A 16,506-nucleotide genomic window follows, 5' to 3' on the forward strand; every position below is an offset into this window, starting at 1 on the left:
TGTGAGGATTTATATAGCATCTGCATATATACATATATGATGCCGGTAGGCCTACATATTGGATAAGCTTCATCGGAGCACTGCTATTGCCTCGCCGAGCAGGTCAATGTCATCTGTCAGCCGCGGCTTGCGTACAGTAACAGGGAAGGTTGCCAAATCCCGCTGGCAGCAGCACGATCCAATGGATGCAGCTGCTGCCGACAGGCGGGACTGATGGCTACAGTGGGTTACTTCTCGCACGCGATGCCGTCTCCATCGCGGTCAAGTTGCGGACGGTATCCGGGCTGGCCTCTGTATAGCGGCGCTGCCCCTGCTGCCCTTGCTGCTGCACAGTTCCTATAGTAAACGTTCGACCGCTGCGGAGCAGAAGGTGCGGTACGCCGCTGTGTGCGCTTCCTCGGTGCAGCCGGGGCTGAAGGTGCCGGTGCCGGAGCAGGGGCTGCAGGTGAGGAAGGGGCCTCGGACGAATTATTATTTTCAGGATTGGAAGTATCCGGGTTCTCCTGAGATGGGGTGCTTTCCTCCTGTGTGCTCTGCTGCGTATACGGGACGGAATCTGATACAGTACCGGGGTCCTTGGGCATCTTCTGTGCAGGGCAGGTCTCCAGCACCTGTGACATCGCATCTTTCTCAGCCTGTGTTACCCATAGGTTGTACTTGTACTTTACGCCGATCTGGCGTGCCACGTACTGGCAGCGGTAGCTTTTGTTTCCGGGCAGCCATGTGGCAGCATCCCCGTCTGATTTCTGAGTATTGGCCTCGCCCTGTACAGCCAGAAGATTATAGGGATCATTCGCGAAGTTTTTGCGCTGGTCTTCGGTAAGCTGCTGCGCACCGGTCTGCCAGGCATCAGAAAGGGCTACGACATGGTCGATCTGCACTTTAGTGCTTGTATCGTTCCCGCGCTGGAAATCTATCGTTGTCCCGGTATAGGGGTCGTTCAGCGTACCGGTAAGGACGACACAATCATGCGTGCCTTTGCGGTAAGTTTTATTGGTCAGATCCCTGTTGAGAATATCATTTCTGGTATCGCATCCATTATGGTCAACGTCCTCCCAGCCGTGGGAGAACTGGTCGCGTGAATATCCGGTCTTGGGCGCGCGACCTTTGACCGCAAGCTTTGCAAGGGCATCCGTAGCGTTCTCATCTGTTGTTTCAGGGGTACTGGCAGTAGCAGACTGAGTGCTGGCCGGGGAGCCGGAAGACGTTGCCGATGATGACGAGCTTTCTGAGCATCCGGACGCAATAAGTGCGGTGCTTAAGCACAGAGCGGTAAAAATACCGATGTATTTTCCCATAGGGCGCGAGTTTTTAATTTTTGTATTATTTTTTTCAGTTTGTTTTATCATTCTGATTCCCTTTGTTCTCACCAATAAGTGGACGCTTAAAGTATAGTGCTTGTTGCTGAAAATAAAGGTATAACGGCGATTCGTAGTTATCCTGGATACTCTTATGCAGCTGTTGGTGGTAAAACACGCAGATACAAAGTTACTTTCGGCGGTTTTCCACATTTTATTTTTGCGTGTTTTACCACCAGGAATCAAGGTAAGAATGTATTAAGGGATATACAGAGGACATGTATTAGAGGTTAGTTTCCTTTCCCCTGTGTGCTATAATGACAAATAAGATCCAGTGATCGTCCCGTATGGGGACTTTTACCGGATCTCTTTTATTACATATGAGGGCAGAATATGAGCGCAGAAACGTGTATTAATGGGCAATTAAGAGTGCCTTAAGCTGGTGCTTGGATATGCATCTGGTCAGTAACGCTTATCAGAGGGGCATAGTGGGAACCTGGGTAAGCGTTATTCACACACGGAGGTTCTTGTGATACATGGTTTATTCGTAATCTTTATTATTGGATTATTGGAGGAGAACCGCGGAGAACGCGCGATGCAGTATCTGAAGGCCGATCTCAGCTTTGTCTATAAAAAATAGAAGCATTAGAAATAGAAACAAATACTGCCCTTGATCTGAGGTTCCCTTAACTCAGGATCGCGCTGAACCGCTCAGATACAAGGCTCCCAGCAACACGCCGGCGGAATCGGCAACGCTGCGGGTTCCTATAGTCAGCATATAATAAACATATTGTCTGTATAGTAAAAAATAATCTTATTATAGGCAAAACAGAAAAGGGTTGTTTTTTGAGAGGAAAACAAAAAATGAAAACTAAAAGTAAGATATTTGGCAGCATACTTGTTGTTGCTGCGATGCTTTTTGCGGGTATGACAGCGGCGACTGCTCCGCAGGTAGCACACGCAGAAAATGAAGGAACGGGCAAACCGGAAGTTAAGCTCGCCAAGTATTTCAGCACAGATGCCAAGGCTGAGTGCAGCCAGGATAAATCGTCTGCGCAGCCATACAGCGGTACATTGAAAGCTGATATCCCGCTGGCTACTGCTATGTCAGATTTTTCTGACAAGTTTCCATCGATGGGATTCCCCTGGGACGAAACTAAAACTACTGATGCTTACATTTACTATACGCTTACGTTCCCCAGCAACGTAGTAGTTGACAGTACGGATGTGTCAGTCACGTCTAATCTGATCAAGAAGAACGTTAAAGCCCCTGTACAGAATGGGAACTCTTATACTTTTGCACTCCAGATGAATGAAGACTGGCCTACTATCAAACGCAATTATGCTGCTGACAAGGCTAAGGAGGACGCGGGTGCAAAAACGGTAAGCGTCAACATTCGCTACCATTCTACTTCCGCTACATCTGAAAAGCAGTACATCACCGGTTCGGGCAAGCTTGATTTTTGGACGGGCAGGAGTTTCTTCAGCGTCAAGACCCATGTAGGTGTAGATGAAGCTTCGCCTATGAAGGTTGAAGCTGCTGATTTCACCCGGGCAGGCTGCCCGTCGAAGCCTGCTCCGCTTCCGGAAGGCGAAACTACTACAGACCTGACTGCCGATCTTCTCGGCAGCGTAGACGGTTCTGCCCGTGACACTGCGCATAACTACGTGCTCTCAGCACAAAGCAAGAAGTCCGTATTCTCAGTGACCGGTACGCTGCACGTCAATGACCTGGTTAAAGGCCAGATGGGCGAGGTTATCAAAAAGTACAATGAAACTCCTGAGCTCTTCTCGGATATTGCGCTCAGCAAGGTGAAGTTTAGTTTCGATGCTAAGCTCACCCTCCCTCAAGAGCTCAAATTCACCACGGCAGATGCCCAGTCCCGCGTTGCAGCCGCGCTTGAGGGTGCCCCCGGGTTTGAGGTAAAGAGCAGTACTGTGTCTGCAGACGGCAAGACGGTAAATATCACTATCGGTTTGAAAAATCCGGAAGGCATAACGGATTTCGCCCAGCTCAAGAGCCTTATTGATAGCCTTGATAAAGATCTGTCCGTTACGGTTGGCGGCATCACCTTCACTGATGGTGCAAAACCGGATACTGACTACACTATTGAAGGTGCTGCGGGCGGCAAGTTCAGCGCTTCCGCTACGCAGAACGGCGTCACACACGAGTTTGCATACTCGTATACTGCAGCGCAGAAGCCGGATGAGGCTGATTCCGTAAAGCCGAACGCACTTGCCCTGACTGTGAATTATGTGAAGGCTGTCCCTATGGACCTCCCATCTGATCTGCTCGGTGCAGAAACCGGCAAAACCCGTGTTACTGAACATGATGAAGTTTATACCGCTTCCAGCAGGAAGTCTGTCCTGACCATGTCCGGCGCATTGCATGTGCGCGACATTGTAAAGAAGCAGATGAAAGAAATCGAAGAAAAGTACGGCCAGGCTTCCGGCGGTTTTGAAAAGATCGGCCTGAGCAATGTAGATTATGGTTTCACCGCTACGCTTACCCTTCCTGAAGGCATGGAGTATAGTGATACGGATATCTCCAAGATCACTCTTGAGGGTGCCCCCGGGTTTGAAATCAGCCAGGACCCTGCACAGACATTCTACAAGGGGCGCACTGTAACTGTGCACTTCTCGCTCAAATCTAAAATAGTGAATTACAGGCAGCTCAGCGACACCATCAAACAGCTCCAGGATACCCTGTACGTCAATGTGCCTGGAGTAAGATTCGCCAAGGGTTCCAAGGAGAATACGAATTACACGATCAGGGGTACTGTATCGGGCGCCTTCAGCGCCAGGGCTACACTTTCTGGACGCACTATCCCGTTCGCATTCGAGTGGACCGGTGTGCAGCAGCCAGATGAGGCTGATGCAGCGGCTCCGGAAGGTATCAATTTTACGGTGAAATACAGGCCGGAGGTAAAGCCGCGGCCGCAGCCTAAGCCAGAACCTAAGAAGAATACCCCTGCAACCCCTTCCAGTAAGAAACAGGATGGCCGGCTTGCACGGACAGGTTCCGGGATTATGGCTCTTGTGTTTGCAGCTACAGCGCTTGCCGGTGCTGGTATAACCCTTACAGGCAGGAGGCGCAGCCCATTGCAGTAAGGGAACTGTGGTAAGGCAGATTCAGCGGGGATTTGACGGCCAGGTTTGTACCTGTAAGTCCCATGCAATCTACTGAAGGCCGAAACTAGCAGAATATGAAAAGTGCCCTGTCGTCTTTGGATGATGGGGCGCTTTTGTATATCTTGTATATCTGCAGAACGTAATAAGACTTGACGATGGTGGTAAAACACGCAGATACAAAAATAAAAAATGTGGAAAACCACCAGGATGGATTTTGTATCTGCGCGTTTTACCACCAGAGATAGATAGTTAGGGATAAATAACCGTAAAAGATAGCTATCTGTGTACAGGATCAACCTTTGTTTTCTCTTACGAACCTATGATATCCATGTCAGATATTGAGCCGTCCCGACCGAAGGGTGAATTTCTGTAAGCACTTATTTATGTTTTTACAGAAACGATTCGTTTATTCCCTTGGAATGCCCGTTCAGTCAGCAGGGTTGTTTATACTATTATTAGTGGTACCCATTGGGAGCCCTGGATAGGGATCTTAATGGGTATTACTGTCTGTTGAGGGTTCATGCCGAAAGGTTTTGCAGGTAGCCGATAAATATAGATTAAATAAAAGAAGTGTACATTACTGATCAAAGGACATATATGGCGAATGAGCAATATATAATTTGAGCAGCGATGTGGAAAGGGATCGCGTTTTCTATAAGAACTGTTTTGGCATAACTATTGCGGCCGGCCTGTATACGCTTACGGGTATGGATAGGCAGGAGAATCCGGCTATTGTGATCGGCTCTTCCTGCAGCGGTGTGAAGGAGCAGGGCCCCGGTATCTCGGTATTTATGCGAACCGGATGGTTCAGCAGGAATCGAAGATGTTGTCCCATGCCCAGTTATGATTATTGCCGGGGAGAAGGCATCAATGAAGCAGTTCAGTGAGCAGATATACAGCGGCCTTACTAGGCCGGAAGAGTTTGTTGTGGTCCCGGATACGGATAATGCAGCACACAATGCTGATGAAGATAAGGGAATGAACAGCTCAATATTTGGATAACCTTTATCACATATAGTACAGTTAACGGTTATGGGTATAGGTCCATCGCATCCAGTCCGGTTATCGGATGCAACGGATCCAGCGGGATCCTCTGGCCCCGCTGGGCTCGCGTCTGTCCGGTCCCGGGCTTTCCGCGCAATGGGGACAACTGTCCGTATGCAGATAGCGGCTGAAACCCAGGATCGCGCAGATGAACTCCTTGATGGTTCTGAACGGATGATCCGCCACTATGAGCACATGTTCAGCGCAAACAGCGGCAGCTCAGACCTTATGCGCGTCAATAAGAATGCCGGCCGCGCAGCTGTTGAAGTGCAGCCTGAACTTTACAGCCTTATCTCCCTGGGGAAAACGTATAGCAGGATCCCCGGAAGCAATCTCAATATTGCAATAGGGCCGGTAGTGAAGCTATGGCATATCGGGTTCTCCGACGCCGCCGTGCCGGATGGCCGTGCTGTCAGGGAACGCCTGAGCCTCACGGACCCTTCCGATATCATCCTGGATGATGCCCGGCATACTGTTTTCCTTGCGCATGAAGGCATGGAGATCGACTTGGGGTCTCTGGCAAAAGGGTATATAGGGGATATTATTGCCGACAGGCTGAGGGGATGCGGCGTATCATCTGCACTGCTGGATTTTGGCGGGAATATTATTACAGTCGGGAAGAACCCGGAAGGCAGGGCATGGAATATCGGCATCCAGGATCCGGCCGGAAGCCTCGGCAATTATTGCCGTATTGTACACGTTGCGGACGGGTCTGCAGTGACTTCGGGCATTTACCAGAGGAAACTCGCAGCGGGAGGCAGAACGTATCACCATATTATCAGCCCTGTTACGGGATATCCCGTCACGTCTGATATGGCATCAATAACCGTGCTGGCCGGGCGCTCTGTGACCTGCGAACTGTGGACTACCGTCCTTTTCGGTGCTTCCGCGAGCGTGATAAGGCGTATTGCCGATGAGCTGAGCGGGATCTCAGTTATTACCGTTGACCGGTATGGCACGGTCAAAAGATATGGGCAGCGATAACAGCCGCCCGCATTTCCAGAGGTCTTTAGTAGAATCGCAGTGTGATATCAGTGTACAGTACCCTGGTGCGGTACCATACAACGGCGTTTACGGAGGTATAGTTTGAAGTTTGTTGCGATTGCGGGAACGAATAAGATCGGCTCTACGAACCGCATGTTAATTGAGTTTATCCGGAGCCGGTACTCGTATAAAGCTGATATAGAGGTACTTGATATATCAGGGCTCCCTGTGTATTCAAAGGTGCCGGAACCGGAGGTCCCTCAGTGTGTCCTGGATCTGGCGCAGGCGATCTCCAGCAGTGACGGCGTTATTATTTCAACGCCGGAGTATGACCATTCAGTCCCTGCTGTGCTTATGAATGCGCTGGAATGGCTGTCTTACGGCATCCATCCGTTTTATAACAAGCCGGTCCTTATAGTGGGGGCTTCTTTCGGCACCCTTGGGACTTCGCGCGCGCAGCTGCATCTGCGCCGTATGCTGGATGCCCCTGAGCTTCATGCTTTTGTCCTGCCAAGTTCGGAATTCCTGGTTGACCATTCGCTGCAGGCTTTTGATGATAACGGCCAGCTTAAGGATGGAAAACTGGCGGCCAAGCTGGATTCTATGGTTGATTCTTTTATAGAGTTTGCTTCTGCTGCAGGCGGTGTTTCGCCGCGGCAGTATGAGCAGGAAGATATAAAACGGTATGCGTATGTTTCATCCCCGGATTCACCGGTCTATGATGAATGGCGTTCTGCACAACACGGATCTTCTGCGGAGGATGCAGCATAGGGTCCATATGCGAAGTGTCGTGTACCTGGCGTAATAAGTTTTGGAAATAAGAAATAAGGGAAAAATAAGAGAAAGCAGGTATCCCAGGATATCTGGATTACACAAAGGAGTTTATATGAAATTTGCGGCGATCAGCGGATCCATAGATAAGGGTTCGTATAATACGAAACTGCTGATGTTCATGGCAAACCGGTTCAGGAACATGGCTGACATTGATATCCTTGATATTTCGCAGGTACCCATGTTCAATGAGTCCGATGATCAGACGGACAGCGAGATAATCCAGTATCTGGCAGCAAAGATCAGCAATTCCGACGGCGTTATTATCGCGACCCCCGAGCATGACCACACTACGACTGCTGCGCTTAAAAGCATTATTGAATGGATGTCATATAAGATACATCCGTTTGAGGGCAAGCCGGTCCTTCTTGTTGGCGCTTCATGGACGGATCAGGGGTCTTCGCGCGCGCAGCTGGATGTCCGCCAGATACTCGAATCCCCTGGGGTGAATGCTGTTGTGATGCCCAGCGATGAATTCCTGCTTGGCAATGCCCTTACTGCTTTTAATGAGAACGGCAATCTGAAAGATGAAGGCACCGTCGCATTCCTGACAAGCGTTATGCAGAAATTTGTTACCTGGGTGAAGGTCATGAGGGCTATGAGCGGTGACGCACGCAGTGAGGCTGATGATGAGGACCTTACTGCAAGCTCGGCAATTGATACGACAGTTGAAGATATTGATATGACTGCTGATGACTGGGTAGAGCAGGCGGCTGAGAAGACCGGCGCTGCACGCGGCAGCGATTACGTTGTTCTTGACAGAGGTATCCTTACCGTTGACCAGCTTAACTGGTTCCTCAACACTATGCCGATGGAGCTGACGTACGCTGACGATAATAATCAGTTCATCTACTATAACCATAACCTGCCGTCGGATAAAATGCTTGCCCCGCGCGAACCGGAGCAGGCGGGCGACCCTATGTCCGTTGTGCATCCGGAGCGTGCCATCCCCGGAGTCAAACGTGTGATCCATGCACTCCGTACAGGCAAAACAGACCTGGTATCGATGCCTGTACCCGGGAATAAGGTAAATTCTAAGTATATAATGCATTATTATAAAGCGATGCATGATACTGACGGGCGTTACCGCGGTGTCAACGAATGGGTGCTTGACGTGTGGCCTGTTGTCGAAGCGTATATAAAGAGGACAGGGCAGAAGCTGGTCCCGGATGGGAACGCCGGTAAAGCTGATGCTGCGTCAAGTGCTTCTGTAAGCGGTCCCGGTACACAGGATAGCAGTGCGGAAGCGGTATCATCGGCTTCTGTATCTGATGTATCTTCTGCTGCTGGCAGCGAACCTGGAAGCGGAGTTATCAGCGGTGCTGACGGCAGTGCTGATGCGGGAAGCAGTGCATCTGTCAGTTGATTAAGTATCCAGACTGATGCCTAACTGGCAGATTTTGGCGCTATTCTGTCTATCGCTGCCAGTTCATCATCGCTGAAAGCCGTCTGTGAAACTGCCTTGGCACAGTCAAGTATCTGTGACGACCTGGACGCGCCAATGATCACCGTGCTCACGGGGCCCTCCGGTCCATCTCGCAGCACCCATGACAATGCCATCTGCGCCAGGCTCTGCCCGCGACTGCGCGCTATATCATTAAGCTGGAGTATCTGGCTATGGCGCAGCCGGATATCGCTTTCATGCAGGAACCTCGGATCATGACCTGCCCGGCTATCAGCAGGGATACCATCCAGATAGCGCTCGGTAAGCAGCCCCTGCGCCAGCGGGGAATACACAGCCAGGCCGATCCCTGCTTCCTGTGCCGCAGCCTTGAGCCCGCCTCGGCGGATATCTTCTTCAGTGCCGTCATTCTCGATATGCCTGTCGAAAATGTTATACCTCACCTGGTTGATGACGAACGGCGTGTGCATCCTCTGCAGCAGTGCTGCTGCCTCCCTGGTATGTGCAGCATCGTAATTGGATATGCCTGCATATAGTGCTTTGCCTGAGCTGACAGCCTGCGCGAGTGCGCCCATCGTTTCCTCAAGGGGAGTATCGGGATCCATACGGTGGCTGTAAAAGATATCAACGTAGTCCAGGCCTAAACGGCTGAGGGACTGGTCAAGGCTTGCCAGCAGGTATTTGCGTGACCCGCAGTCGCCATACGGTCCCGGCCACATATCAAAACCGGCCTTTGTAGTGACCAGCATCTCGTCACGGTAAGGTTTAAGGTCCATTGCCATGATCTTCCCGAAATTGCGTTCGGCCGCCCCGTACTCCGGACCGTAATTATTGGCAAGGTCAAACTGGGTGATCCCTGCATCAAATGCCGTCCGGCACATCTGACGCATAACAGCAAAATCAGAGATATCACCGAAATTATGCCATAAACCAAGAGAGACCTGCGGCATTTTCAGCCCGGTCTTCCCGCAGCGGGAGTAAAGCATGCGGCCATCATAGCGGTTATCGTCTGCGTTATAGCGTGGGGTCAGGTCCATGTGTGCTCCTTTAGATGGCTGCCGGTGCTGATACCGTCCTGGTATCAGATATGTCCTTATTATACTGCCGTAAGGATGTACCTGCCTGCAGCGTAAAACTATTGTGCTGAAAAATTAAATGGCTGAGAGTATTATATAAATCCAGATAAACTTGATATCCCGTATCAAGTATTATGGATTTTGACCTGTGACAGTTTTTAGGTGAAGTATGGCTGAAGTTGTGATTGTCAGTGCCGCGCGCACGCCGATCGGTACCCTTAACGGATCGTTATCATCGGTCACGGCTGTGGAACTGGGCACGATAGCGGCAAAGGCAGCGATCCGGCGTTCGGGGATCAGCGCCTCTGATATTGGACAGTCGATTTTCGGCAATGTGCTCCAGGCGAATAATGGGCAGAATATAGCACGGCAGATTGCGCTGCGTGCCGGTATGGACACTTCCAGCACTGCTATGACGGTGAATGAAGTATGCGGGTCAGGGCTTAAAGCTGTGCGTATGGGGCAGGCTGCGATCCTGCTGGGCGATGCCGATACCGTCCTTGTCGGCGGTACGGAAAGCATGAGCAATACCCCTTACTATGCCCCGGATATGCGGTCCGGGCATAAATATGGGAGTGTGGAGTTCGTTGACGGGATATTCCGGGATGGGCTTTCTGATGCTTTCACAGGCCAGCCTATGGGGATGACTGCTGAGAATGTAGCGAAAACTTTCGGGATAACACGCCGGCAGCAGGATGAATTTGCTCTGGGGTCCCACATCAAAGCTGTGAATGCCCAGCTCAGCGGCGCTTTTGATAAAGAGATAGCCCCTGTCCCTGTTCCCGCCGGACATGCCGGCGATCACAGCATTCTTGTTGACAAGGATGACGGCCCGCGTGATGATACTGATATGGAGAAGCTTGGTCGCCTGCGGACGGTTTTCGTGAAGCCTGACTGTGCGGCAGCAGGATGCGGCGGTTCCGGCTGCGGTGAACTCGGGCATGGCAAGAATGGACGCGGTGAGCCCGGACGTAGGGAGCATGGACGTGGGGATTCTGGTTTTCCGGATAACGCGGGTACAGCGCAGAATACTGATACTGCAGGTCCCACTGATACTGTACAGGACCGGGGTACGGTAACTGCCGGCAATGCCAGCGGCATCAATGACGGTGCCGCCGCGCTGGTGCTTATGCGCAAAGACCTTGCCATAGAGCGCGGCATCAGTTATCTGGCTGAGATATCAGGCTACGCGGAAGGCGGTATCGACCCTGATTTTATGGGTTATGCGCCTAAGCGCGTGATTGAAAGGATGCTCCGTAATACGCATTCAGCTATTGAGGATATCGACCTGTTTGAAATAAATGAAGCATTCGCGTCACAGAGTATTGCAGTCATGGATCAGCTGGAGATCCCTGAAAATAAGCTGAATGTTAACGGAGGGGCTATTGCCCTGGGGCATCCTTTGGGCGCATCCGGGGCGCGTATCCTGGTGACTCTGCTGTATGCGCTGCGCGCGCGTAAAAAGGCGACAGGTGTTGCCGCTTTATGTGTCGGCGGCGGTATCGGTGTGGCAATGCAGGTCCAGATGGCTGACGGGACAGACCGCTGATGTGCAGGCAGGAACAGCCGGATAATCAGGCACAGCACGGGGAACAGGCTGTGCGCAGGGAGCGCAGGGAGCTGGTGTTTCGTGGAGGATCCGAGGAGCGCGAAGTACGTGAGGTGCACGGGGATGGCGAGACGGGCAGCGGGTGCGCAGTACGTGAGTTGCGTGAGATGCGCGGATCTAAATTCTACCGGTTATCCTCTCAGGGCCGCCTGCAGGTTCTGATGCAGGAAGGCGTCATTACTGCGGAAGATATGCGGGAGATTGCCGGATTTACAGGGCTGGATGCTGATGCCGCCCGGAACCTTATAGAAAACCAGATAGGGCAGTTTGCCCTTCCGATGGGTATAGTCCGGAACCTTGAAGTTAACGGCAAAATATACCAGGTGCCTGTAGTGACGGAGGAACCGTCCGTAGTTGCTGCGGCCAGCAACGGGGCGCGGATCGCCCGTGCGAATGGGGGAGTAGCGGCGCAGGCCGGTTCACATTGCGTAACAGGAGAGATAATTTTCAGCTGCGGCAGCAGTTCCGGTGATGCTGGCGTTATTGACGCTGGTGAGGGTTATGCCGGCAGCGGCGCCAATAGCTGCGGGGCTGCCGGTGATGCTCGCGGCGGCATTGAGGCTGCGCGGATCGCCCGCATACTTGAAACACATAGTGATGATATCCGTACTGTGGCCAATGCTGCCCACCCTTCGATAGTCGGATACGGAGGAGGCCTGCTCAGCCATAAGGTTGAGATACTTGGCGGTGGTGTACCGGCGGGCAGCAGCAGCCCAATGCCTAAGGAAGGGGAATCGGCCGGCAGAGAAGGCTTAGCGGGCAGAGAGGATCCGGATGGCAGCCTGAATGGCAGCAGGCCGGGCAGCGGCTGCAGGCCGAGTGATTGCAATAGCTGCAAGCCGTATGATCGCAATAGCTGCGGGCCGGAGGGATTTGTTAAGCTTTCCCTGATTATTGACCCGTGCGATGCGATGGGCGCCAATATTGTGAATACAATATGCGAAGTTGTTGCCGCTGCAGCGGAAGGCTGGACGGGCTGCAGGGCACTCACCGCAATACTCAGCAATAACGTGGCCGCAGCTTCGGCCGCAACTGCGCGCGTAGAAGTACAGCCGCATACGCTGGCAACCCGGTCATGCGGCGGTGAGCTTATTGCCCGGCGCATTGCGGAGCTGTCTGCGCTTGCCCGGATTGACGCTGACCGTGCGGTGACCCACAATAAGGGGATCATGAACGGCATTTCATCCGCCGTGCTTGCTTCCGGTAATGATACGCGCGCAGTTGAGGCTGGCGCCCACGCATTCGCTGCGAGGACAGGGCGTTATATGCCTTTGAGCGAATGGGTTCTGAACAGCAGGGGCAATTTGTGCGGCGAGATCCGTATCCCGCTGCAGGTCGGCATTATCGGCGGTGCCGCCGGCGCCCTTCCGATGGCACGTCTGGCTAAAAAAATCGGCGGCTATCCATCCGTGCAGGAGTTCCAGTGTGTCCTTGCTTCCCTGGGCCTGGTACAGAACCTTGCGGCTTTGCGTGCCCTTGTCGGGCCGGGTATTCAGCAGGGCCATATGGCGTTGCATGCGAATGCACTCGCTATGGCTGCAGGCGCGCAGGGGAGTGAGATCGAACAGGTAAGCCGCATTCTTCAGGGGCGTGATAAAAATCTTGAAGCTGCGGCAGAAATACTGGCAGATATCCGCGGCAGCAGAAGGCCTGAGGAATCTGAGAAACCTGAGAAGGGCGGTACCCACTAATGGCATCCGTAGGCATTGATTCGATCGGGTTCTATACGCCCGGTTTTTATATTGACCTCAGGGAGCTTGCTGAGGTACGCGGTGTGGATCCTGATAAGTACAGTATCGGGATAGGGCAGGATGAACAGGCGGTCGCACCCTCTAATCAGGATATAGTGACGATGGGTGCGGCGTCAGCTGTGAAAGCCCTGTACTATTCTGCGCAGTACCGTTCCTCACAGCCGCCCCGGCAATCACAGCCGGATGATATCGGGCTTGTTATCGTTGGCACGGAATCAGGTGTTGATGCGAGCAAGGCTTCAGCGTTATTTATCCATGGCCTTATAGGATTGTCCCCCTGGTGCCGCTGTATTGAGATCAAAGAAGCCTGTTTTGGCGGCACCGCAGGCCTGATGTCTGCGTGCGACTATGTGCGTACCCATCCGGGGAAACGCGCACTTGTGATAGCATCGGATATCGCCCGGTATGGGCTTGGAACGCCCGGTGAGGTGACCCAGGGGGCAGGGGCGGTTGCCATGGTCGTTTCTGAGGATCCGCATATACTTGCGGTGGAACCGTATACTACAGCTTATTCGCATAGTATCAGCGATTTCTGGAGGCCGGTCTATGCAGGTTCCGCAATTGCCCGCGGCAGGTATTCTACGGAACAGTATATAGGTTTTTTCCGTAAGGTATGGGATCGTTTCAGTGCGGAGACCGGCCTGACGCTTGATGATTTTGCCGCCATGTGCTTCCATCTGCCCTATACAAAGATGGGTATGAAGGCGTTCTCCTCCATCCTCGGTACGGTTGGCAGCGAAGCCCGTGAGCAGCTGGAGCAGAGGTATCACAGCAGCATCGTATATTCGCGCCGAGTTGGAAATATATATTCAGGATCGCTTTATCTGGGCCTTCTCTCTTTGCTGGATAACGACCAGTCGTTGGATCCGGGAGACAGGATCGGTTTCTTTTCGTATGGTTCCGGGGCTGTCGGGGAACTGTTCACAGGGATCCTGCAGCCGGGGTTTGAGGCCAGGCTGCATGCCCGGCATAATAAAAAGCTTCTGGACCAGCGGCATAAGTTGGATATTAATGAATATGAACAAATATTTGCAAACCAAATCCCGTACAGCAGTGAAGACTCCACAGCGGACATAAAGCATGCTGATCCTCGGAACCCTTTTATCCTGAAAGAGGTCAAGGATCAGGAACGGATTTATGGAAGGCAATAAGTATACGGCGTTTCTCCCCAATCGCAGTGGTAGCCTGTAAGTATTCGGCTACTGAGCTGTTAAGAGGAAGATTATGGCGCGAGTATACAGGGACCGGCTTATCAGTGATCTTAATGATAAAGCTGCAAAAGTTAAAACTGAGATAGAACTTGCACAGAAACAGGCGTCTCAGCTGTCAATGGACCTTGCCGATAAAGGGCTGCAGGGCAAAGCGTATGATGCTGTCCAAAAACACTTTAAGATAGCACATACACTAATTGGGATTTTATTGCGCACCGTTCAGGAAGAGAGGGCCAGACATGGCGGTAAAGAATTTCTTTAAGGTTGGGTTGCATAATATTAACTGAACAGGAGTGATATATAGACACGAGAAAAGGAGGATAATGCCATGATAGAATATCACAATAAAATCACAGCACTATACTCCCGCCTTTCAGTTGGTGATGAAGATAGAGACGGTGGCGAGAGTAATAGTATTGTAAATCAAAAAGCCTTTTTAGAAAGGTATGCAAGAGAAAAAAAGCTGATAAACATTCGCCACTATATCGACGATGACGAAAGCGGTAGGTTCTTTGACCGATCCGCTTACACACAAATGATAAACGATGTAGAACAAGGTAAAATCGGAATTGTCATCATGAAAGATATGACAAGATGGGGAAGAGATTATCTCCAAGTAGGAAATGCGATGGAGATATTTAGAAGAAACAATGTACGCTTTATCGCTATCAATAACGGAATAGACAGCATTGACCAAAACACATTGGAATTTGCTCCCTTTATCAACATCATGTCAGAGTGGTATGCAAGAGACATCAGCAAGAAAGTAAAGACAGGAATTAAGACCAAAGGAGCAAACGGAAAGCCTGTCGCAACAGAAGCCCCATACGGCTATATAAAAGACCCTGAGAACAAAGATTATTGGATAGTCGATAAAGAAGCTGCCGAAGTTGTAAAACTCATTTTTAGGTTATTTATGGAGGGGGAAAAACAGAAATCAGATAGCTGTTTATCTGAAAGAAAAAGAGATACTAACCCCAACCTTTTATATGAAACAGCAAGACAGAGGAACAGCCAAAAGCAGACCCCTAAACGAAGAAAACAGATATAACTGGAACAAAGCAACCCTCACACGCATACTGAAAAGACAAGAGTATTGTGGCGATGTAGTCAATTTCAAGACCGAAAAGCATTACAGGGATAAGAGAAACTACTATGTAGATAAAAGCAAATGGCAAATAACAGAAAATGTTCATGAGCCGATTATAGATAGAATTACCTTTGAAAATGTAGAGCGTATGTTAAAAAATGCACCTGTAAAAAGACCAAATGGAGATGGAGAAATTCACGCACTTTCAGGCTTGATGTACTGTAAAGATTGCGGAACAAAAATGCACATTCGCACCATACACAAAAATGGAAGAGTACAGAATGTAACCTATTGCAGTGAATATGCCAAAGGGAAAGCAAAGCACCCCAAATGTAACTCCCCACATCGTATTGATGTTGATGAGGTTATGGAAAATATCGCCGAAGTATTACGAAAGATAGCACAGTATTCTTTAGAAAATAAAGTAGAGTTTGAAAAACTCGTGAAAGATAGTCTGTATAAAGAGCAAACCGAAGAAGTCAAGAAGAACCAAAAGCGTATGCCACAAATCACAGACCGAATGGAACAGATAGAAAGAGTGATGAATAAGCTCTATGAAGATAATGCACTTGGAAATATGGATACAGAACGCTATGAACAGTTATCAAGAAAGTATGCAGAAGAATATTACACCTTAAAAGCAGAAAAAGAAGAAATCAAAGAACGCTTATCTGAATGTGAAAATGCAAACCAAAGGGCAAAGAGATTTATCAGACTTGCAGAAAGCTATTCCAACTTTGAAGAACTTACTCCTACCATTATCAATGAGTTTATCAGTAAAATCGTAGTCCATGAAAGAGATGTAAAAAGAGCAAAATATGTTGTTCAAAGAATAGAGGTTTATTTTAATTATATCGGAAAATTTGAAAATGAACTTACAAAACAGATAGAGCCGACAGAACAGGAAATGCTACAGATGAGGGAAGAAATAGAAGAAGCAAAGAAAGAAAAATCACGAGCCTATCATAGAGAGTATTCTAAAAAATACAGAGCCAAAAATCTTGAAAAGTGCCGAGAGTATGAAAAATTAAAAGCAAGAGAATACAGAGCAAAAAAGAAACTACAAGCAATGACCTAA

The 16,506-nt window shown here is 50.3% G+C and carries 13 protein-coding genes; 11 read left to right on the top strand and 2 right to left on the bottom strand.

What is annotated here, in order from left to right:
• Positions 1-227: 227 nt before the first annotated feature.
• Entirely contained in the window at positions 228-1,349 is a 1,122-nt protein-coding gene (locus tag ABKA16_RS01865; RefSeq protein ID WP_380999401.1) for a GmrSD restriction endonuclease domain-containing protein, read from the bottom strand.
• Between the two features lie 813 nt (positions 1,350-2,162).
• Between ABKA16_RS01865 and ABKA16_RS01870 the strand changes: the two genes are divergently transcribed.
• The 5 genes from ABKA16_RS01870 to ABKA16_RS01890 all read left to right on the top strand — a co-directional run bounded on the left by ABKA16_RS01870 (position 2,163) and on the right by ABKA16_RS01890 (position 8,655).
• Entirely contained in the window at positions 2,163-4,409 is a 2,247-nt protein-coding gene (locus tag ABKA16_RS01870) for a hypothetical protein (protein WP_380999400.1), read from the top strand.
• Positions 4,410-5,300: 891 nt separating this feature from the next.
• Positions 5,301-5,432 (top strand): hypothetical protein, encoded by a 132-nt coding sequence (locus ABKA16_RS01875; protein WP_380999398.1) that lies wholly within the window; start codon positions 5,301-5,303, stop codon positions 5,430-5,432.
• A 30-nt stretch (positions 5,433-5,462) separates the two neighbouring features.
• Positions 5,463-6,458, top strand: a complete 996-nt coding sequence (locus ABKA16_RS01880) for an FAD:protein FMN transferase (protein ID WP_380999397.1) — start codon at positions 5,463-5,465, stop codon at positions 6,456-6,458.
• Positions 6,459-6,560: 102 nt separating this feature from the next.
• Complete coding sequence (locus ABKA16_RS01885) at positions 6,561-7,229, top strand: NADPH-dependent FMN reductase (RefSeq protein ID WP_380999395.1); 669 nt, start codon at positions 6,561-6,563, stop codon at positions 7,227-7,229.
• 115 nt (positions 7,230-7,344) lie between these two features.
• Positions 7,345-8,655, top strand: coding sequence for an NAD(P)H-dependent oxidoreductase (locus tag ABKA16_RS01890; RefSeq protein WP_380999393.1), 1,311 nt, complete (start codon positions 7,345-7,347; stop codon positions 8,653-8,655).
• A gap of 20 nt (positions 8,656-8,675) precedes the next feature.
• On the opposite strand, the gene ABKA16_RS01895 is transcribed toward ABKA16_RS01890, so the two are convergent.
• Positions 8,676-9,728, bottom strand: coding sequence for an aldo/keto reductase (locus ABKA16_RS01895; RefSeq protein ID WP_380999391.1), 1,053 nt, complete (start codon positions 9,726-9,728; stop codon positions 8,676-8,678).
• 208 nt (positions 9,729-9,936) lie between these two features.
• On the opposite strand from ABKA16_RS01895, the gene ABKA16_RS01900 reads away from it, so the two are divergent.
• The 6 genes from ABKA16_RS01900 to ABKA16_RS01925 all read left to right on the top strand — a co-directional run bounded on the left by ABKA16_RS01900 (position 9,937) and on the right by ABKA16_RS01925 (position 16,506).
• Positions 9,937-11,316: a thiolase family protein gene (locus ABKA16_RS01900; RefSeq protein WP_380999390.1), complete on the top strand. Its 1,380-nt coding sequence runs from the start codon at positions 9,937-9,939 to the stop codon at positions 11,314-11,316.
• Entirely contained in the window at positions 11,316-13,067 is a 1,752-nt protein-coding gene (locus ABKA16_RS01905) for a hydroxymethylglutaryl-CoA reductase (RefSeq protein ID WP_380999389.1), read from the top strand. The genes ABKA16_RS01900 and ABKA16_RS01905 overlap by 1 nt, the downstream gene beginning before the upstream one ends.
• On the top strand, positions 13,067-14,278 hold the full coding sequence (locus tag ABKA16_RS01910; protein ID WP_380999388.1) for a hydroxymethylglutaryl-CoA synthase: 1,212 nt from the start codon (positions 13,067-13,069) through the stop codon (positions 14,276-14,278). The genes ABKA16_RS01905 and ABKA16_RS01910 overlap by 1 nt, the downstream gene beginning before the upstream one ends.
• A gap of 73 nt (positions 14,279-14,351) precedes the next feature.
• Complete coding sequence (locus ABKA16_RS01915) at positions 14,352-14,600, top strand: hypothetical protein (RefSeq protein WP_380999387.1); 249 nt, start codon at positions 14,352-14,354, stop codon at positions 14,598-14,600.
• Between the two features lie 66 nt (positions 14,601-14,666).
• A complete protein-coding gene (locus tag ABKA16_RS01920; protein ID WP_434156698.1) occupies positions 14,667-15,389 on the top strand; it encodes a recombinase family protein in 723 nt (240 codons plus the stop codon).
• Entirely contained in the window at positions 15,307-16,506 is a 1,200-nt protein-coding gene (locus ABKA16_RS01925) for a DUF4368 domain-containing protein (protein ID WP_434156725.1), read from the top strand. The genes ABKA16_RS01920 and ABKA16_RS01925 overlap by 83 nt, the downstream gene beginning before the upstream one ends.

Origin of the sequence: Scardovia wiggsiae (genome assembly GCF_051045985.1) — a bacterium.
GTDB lineage: Bacteria > Actinomycetota > Actinomycetes > Actinomycetales > Bifidobacteriaceae > Scardovia > Scardovia wiggsiae.

Coding starts and splice junctions, on each gene's coding strand:
- ABKA16_RS01900 (WP_380999390.1), top strand. CDS start 9,937: ATGGCTGAAGTTGTGATTGTCAGTGCCGCGCGCACGCCGATCGGTACC.
- ABKA16_RS01875 (WP_380999398.1), top strand. CDS start 5,301: ATGAAGCAGTTCAGTGAGCAGATATACAGCGGCCTTACTAGGCCGGAA.
- ABKA16_RS01905 (WP_380999389.1), top strand. CDS start 11,316: ATGTGCAGGCAGGAACAGCCGGATAATCAGGCACAGCACGGGGAACAG.
- ABKA16_RS01915 (WP_380999387.1), top strand. CDS start 14,352: ATGGCGCGAGTATACAGGGACCGGCTTATCAGTGATCTTAATGATAAA.
- ABKA16_RS01880 (WP_380999397.1), top strand. CDS start 5,463: ATGGGTATAGGTCCATCGCATCCAGTCCGGTTATCGGATGCAACGGAT.
- ABKA16_RS01910 (WP_380999388.1), top strand. CDS start 13,067: ATGGCATCCGTAGGCATTGATTCGATCGGGTTCTATACGCCCGGTTTT.
- ABKA16_RS01865 (WP_380999401.1), bottom strand. CDS start 1,349: ATGATAAAACAAACTGAAAAAAATAATACAAAAATTAAAAACTCGCGC.
- ABKA16_RS01895 (WP_380999391.1), bottom strand. CDS start 9,728: ATGGACCTGACCCCACGCTATAACGCAGACGATAACCGCTATGATGGC.
- ABKA16_RS01870 (WP_380999400.1), top strand. CDS start 2,163: ATGAAAACTAAAAGTAAGATATTTGGCAGCATACTTGTTGTTGCTGCG.
- ABKA16_RS01920 (WP_434156698.1), top strand. CDS start 14,667: ATGATAGAATATCACAATAAAATCACAGCACTATACTCCCGCCTTTCA.
- ABKA16_RS01890 (WP_380999393.1), top strand. CDS start 7,345: ATGAAATTTGCGGCGATCAGCGGATCCATAGATAAGGGTTCGTATAAT.